Genomic DNA, 3,790 nt, shown 5'->3' with positions numbered 1-3,790 from the left:
GATAGGGTTCGCGACATGTTGCTGTCGTTTTAGTTTCATGGGTGGATTCGACTGAAATCGGCCCTCTCGTCGAGGAAGTTTCCACTTAACCGGTGGACTGGGCTCTTGCTCAAACTCTGGACTCTTACCAGGACGCCGTCAATAGGGGGCTTTCCCTTGCCGATTGCTGACGGCCCACGCTGACGGCGCGGAAGCAAGGGTGCGGCCCGGCTGAAAAGACTCCGTGCCGTCTCGGGCATCTCGGCGTCGAAAACCAGCTCCGCACCGAACAGGTCGCCGAGAATGACCAGGGTCAGGGCGCGCCAACGCACCGGCAAGTGCTGGAGCGGCGCATCCGTGCTCACAGCCCCGCGCGCCTCAAAGGGGCAATTCCATCCTGGCTGATCGAACCAGAGCGCCAGAACTGGCCGGGCCGCATCCATCCGGTCGAGCGGCGCCCACAGGGCCCGGATCGTCTGCTCGAGGCGCGCACGACGGTCGGACTCGCCCCGGACAATCCCTTGCGCCTTACGCTGAAGATCGAGAACACCTTCGACGAAACCGGCGTCTGCCGGACGTAATCTCTCCCCTCCCCTGCCGGTGAGCAGAGTATCGCATTTGCGGCAGAACGAGCGCAGCAGGTCGCCTCGGAACCGGAAGGACACCTGTAGCTGGCTGCTGCAGGCGGGGCAGCGATCGCACAGCATCTCGCCATGGGTTGGGCAGGCGACGTGGTCCGCCAGCTTCCAGTCCCACCGCAGGTAGCTGTCGCGGCCGGATGAGCAATCCGCATCGAAACAGGCAAGGCAGACCGGCACCCTTGGCCTCTCCAGAAACCAAGTCGGTGGACGATCTGAAAATCGGGACGTCAGAGAAAGTCGCATGAGACGCGCGGGATCGACCCGGCAGGCCCGCGCCCAGAGCCTGAGCAGCTCTGGCTCGGGGGCGATGTCGTCGACCAGGTTATGCGACCGCATTCCCCTCCCCTGCCCCACCAGCCAGGCGGTCATAGCCGGAGTTTCCAGACCGTAACGAGCGGAAACCCGGCCCATCCAGGAAGAGAGTAACTCGTCTCGGATGGGGCGCAGCGCAACCGGCAACCGCAGCGGTGCCGTCATGCTCCAACTGGTTGCGGCGCACGTTTCCGGCGGCGGTGCGCGGTCTCGGTCATCGAAACCAGCGGCAACACCAGGTCGTCGCCGAAGCTCTCCGCATCGAGGCGTTCCTTGCCCGTCCGGATTGCGTCTTCCGCTGCGGTCTCGATCAGGCGGAATATCCGCGCCGTCACACCTGAGGTAAGCTTGTGGATCCGGGACCTGGCCTCCGGGCTCATCAGATCGGAGGGCGCGTGCAGTGGAAGGATGCGCTCGAAGCTTTTCAGAAGCCCGGTAAAACCGGCATCGTTCTGCCAGGGTTTCAGATGGAACGCCTCGAACCGCTCAGCCAGTTGCGCATCGGTCAGCAGGGCCTGACGGGCCAGATCTGTTCCTGCGCAGACCAGCGGGATCCGCAGATCATTGGCCAAAAACCTTATCGCATTGAGAAAGATACGCTGCTGCCGGAAGGTGCCGGCCAGCATGCCATTCACCTCGTCGAGGATGATCATCTTCGCGCCCACGGTACGCAGGAGCGACCGGCAAACGTCCTTTTCGCGGGCGAGCGTGCCGCCGGCCATTGCCGGTGCACCCATGCTGGCCAGCAATTCGCGGTAGAGATCGCGCTCGATCGGCTCGGAGGGCACCTGCGCGACGACCACGGGACGATGATCGACCCCGGTCACCTGGCAGAACGTAGGCGGGTGATCGCGTTCGAACTTGCGCACGATCTTGGTCTTGCCCATGCCGGTATCGCCGTAGATCAGCAGGCAGGGCATCCGGTCGCGCGGCGGGTAGGTCAGCAGGTTCTCCAGCCGCGCAAGTGCTGCACCGGCCTGGTCGAAACCGATCCAGCGGTCGGCCCTGATCCAGGCGATGCGCTCCTCATCCGGCAGGTTCGCAAAGCGCCGATAGGCCGGGTCGAGATGCGCGAATTCACAGTCATCCATCACGACCATTCCTCCACTTCGAAACCCGGGTGGTTCTTGAGCGCATTCTCGCTTTTCTCGGGTTCCGAGGCTACTTCTTCGATCTCATACTTTCCGGCACCATCAAGCGCCCGGTCGCGACGTTCGGCGGACCGCCGAGCCTCCCGCGTCTTGCCCGACGCGGCATCGACCAGGGCCCGTTGTTCCTCAATAACCTGAAATATCAGATCTTCGTCCTCCAAAGATCGTCCGCGCTCCCGCAGAAGCGCCTGCGCGCGGCGATGCTCGGCCAGTGTGATCGGCGGATGCCGGAGATCGGCAAACCGTACAGGGTATCGCTGGCCCTCGGGGCTGCGCACGAAGACCGTCGAGAGATCACGTGGATCATAGGAGACCCGCAATTGCCGGTCCTGCCGGCCCGCCCAGAGGCTCAGGATATCGTCCCAGTAACGCAAACCGAAGAGATGGATGCCGTCGCGACGTATCACGCGTTGTTCGCTGGGGAGAAAATCGATCCAGAACCCGCCCGGATCATAGGGCTGGCGTAGGGAAGTGTCGCGCCGCCCAAGGGCATCGTGCCAGGCCGCAAGCGGCGGAATGCCAAGGGATCTATGCCGCTCAGCGTGGTAGCGGGTGATTTCGAGCGCCAGCCACCGTTCCAATTCGTCGAGCGTCATCGCGGAATTCGCAACTGAATCGTAATCGCCGCGATCCTTGATGCTGCTGAAGGTCGATCCGGGCAGCAGATGCACGGCGCCCATCATCGTGCCGATCAGCCGCTCGATATGACCGCCATAATGTGGCGCGCCAATCGGTCGATATTGAAGAGATATCCCATGTTCCTCGGCACCCCGCTTCATCGCCTTGGAACGGAATTCCTTGGCATTATCGACATGGATGGTCTCGGGCAGCCCCGACGCAGGCCAACTCGCGTCGATACCCAAACCGTCCAGCCAATCCTGTTTCGTCTGGACCAAATTCTGAATGGCCAATGAGACAGACAAGGCAGAAGGCGGTTCCAGTGTCAGGTAGAACCCCGCAACCATACGGCTGGCGATATCTATGGCCAAGGTCACCCATGGCCGTTGCAACGGCTTTCGATGTGCGCGATCCACCACGATGACATCGACCAGCGTGTGGTCGATCTGAACCACCTCGTAAGCACGATTGACCTGATAACTGCCGGGCACCGGACGATGGAGTTGGCGCGATACCTTTGCCCCTTCCCGCGCGGCCATCAGTTCGGCCGGGTCCATCGCCGCCACCCGGTCGCGCAGCGTCGTCCAGCACGGAACGCGCAAGCCGCGCTGTCGGCAGCGCCTGCGCACCTCCTTTTGCAATGCGTTAATGCTCGGCTTCTGCGGCGACTTGAAGAACTCTTCAATCGCCTCCGCGATCACCGCCTCGACCTCTTCCGGCAAACGACGGCCTCCGGCCCGCGCTCCCGCGCCGGACGCCAAAAGCGAGCTGGTGAGAGGGCGCGCCTTGTAGGCCTGGATCAGCTGGTACAGCCGGGATCTCTTGACCCCAAGTTCACGGCACGCTTTGAGAAATTCGGCGCGGGCGATGCGGGGTTGTTCTGCGAGGCGGCGGACCACAGCCTCACGCGCAACCGCCTGTTCCCATGCCGCATCGTCTACGGCGTTGATGTCTGATCGGTCCACCATGGCAAAAACCACAAAACAGTATCAAAAGTCCAACGATTCACCTAGAATCCACAAATGAACCATGAACATGAACCGCCCAGAGTCAATGACTTAGAGTCCAATGATAAAACAAGAACGACAG

The 3,790-nt window shown here is 62.2% G+C and carries 3 protein-coding genes; all 3 read right to left on the bottom strand.

Annotated features, from left to right (window positions below):
• Positions 1 to 35: 35 nt before the first annotated feature.
• Positions 36 to 1,031, bottom strand: coding sequence for a TniQ family protein (locus tag BHD06_RS22420; RefSeq protein ID WP_254892578.1), 996 nt, complete (start codon positions 1,029 to 1,031; stop codon positions 36 to 38).
• Between the two features lie 62 nt (positions 1,032 to 1,093).
• Entirely contained in the window at positions 1,094 to 2,023 is a 930-nt protein-coding gene (locus BHD06_RS22415) for a TniB family NTP-binding protein (RefSeq protein WP_254892577.1), read from the bottom strand.
• The gene (locus BHD06_RS22410; RefSeq protein WP_080459159.1) at positions 2,023 to 3,669 is read right to left on the bottom strand and encodes a Mu transposase C-terminal domain-containing protein; all 1,647 of its coding nucleotides are present in this window, start codon (positions 3,667 to 3,669) and stop codon (positions 2,023 to 2,025) included. Before BHD06_RS22410 ends, BHD06_RS22415 begins: the two co-directional genes overlap by 1 nt.
• Between the last annotated feature and the right edge of the window lie 121 nt (positions 3,670 to 3,790).

It is taken from the genome of Roseovarius sp. A-2 (genome assembly GCF_002072155.1).
GTDB lineage: Bacteria > Pseudomonadota > Alphaproteobacteria > Rhodobacterales > Rhodobacteraceae > Roseovarius.
The sequence above is the reverse complement of the archived record's forward strand: the minus strand, read 5'-3'. Positions and strand labels throughout refer to the sequence as shown.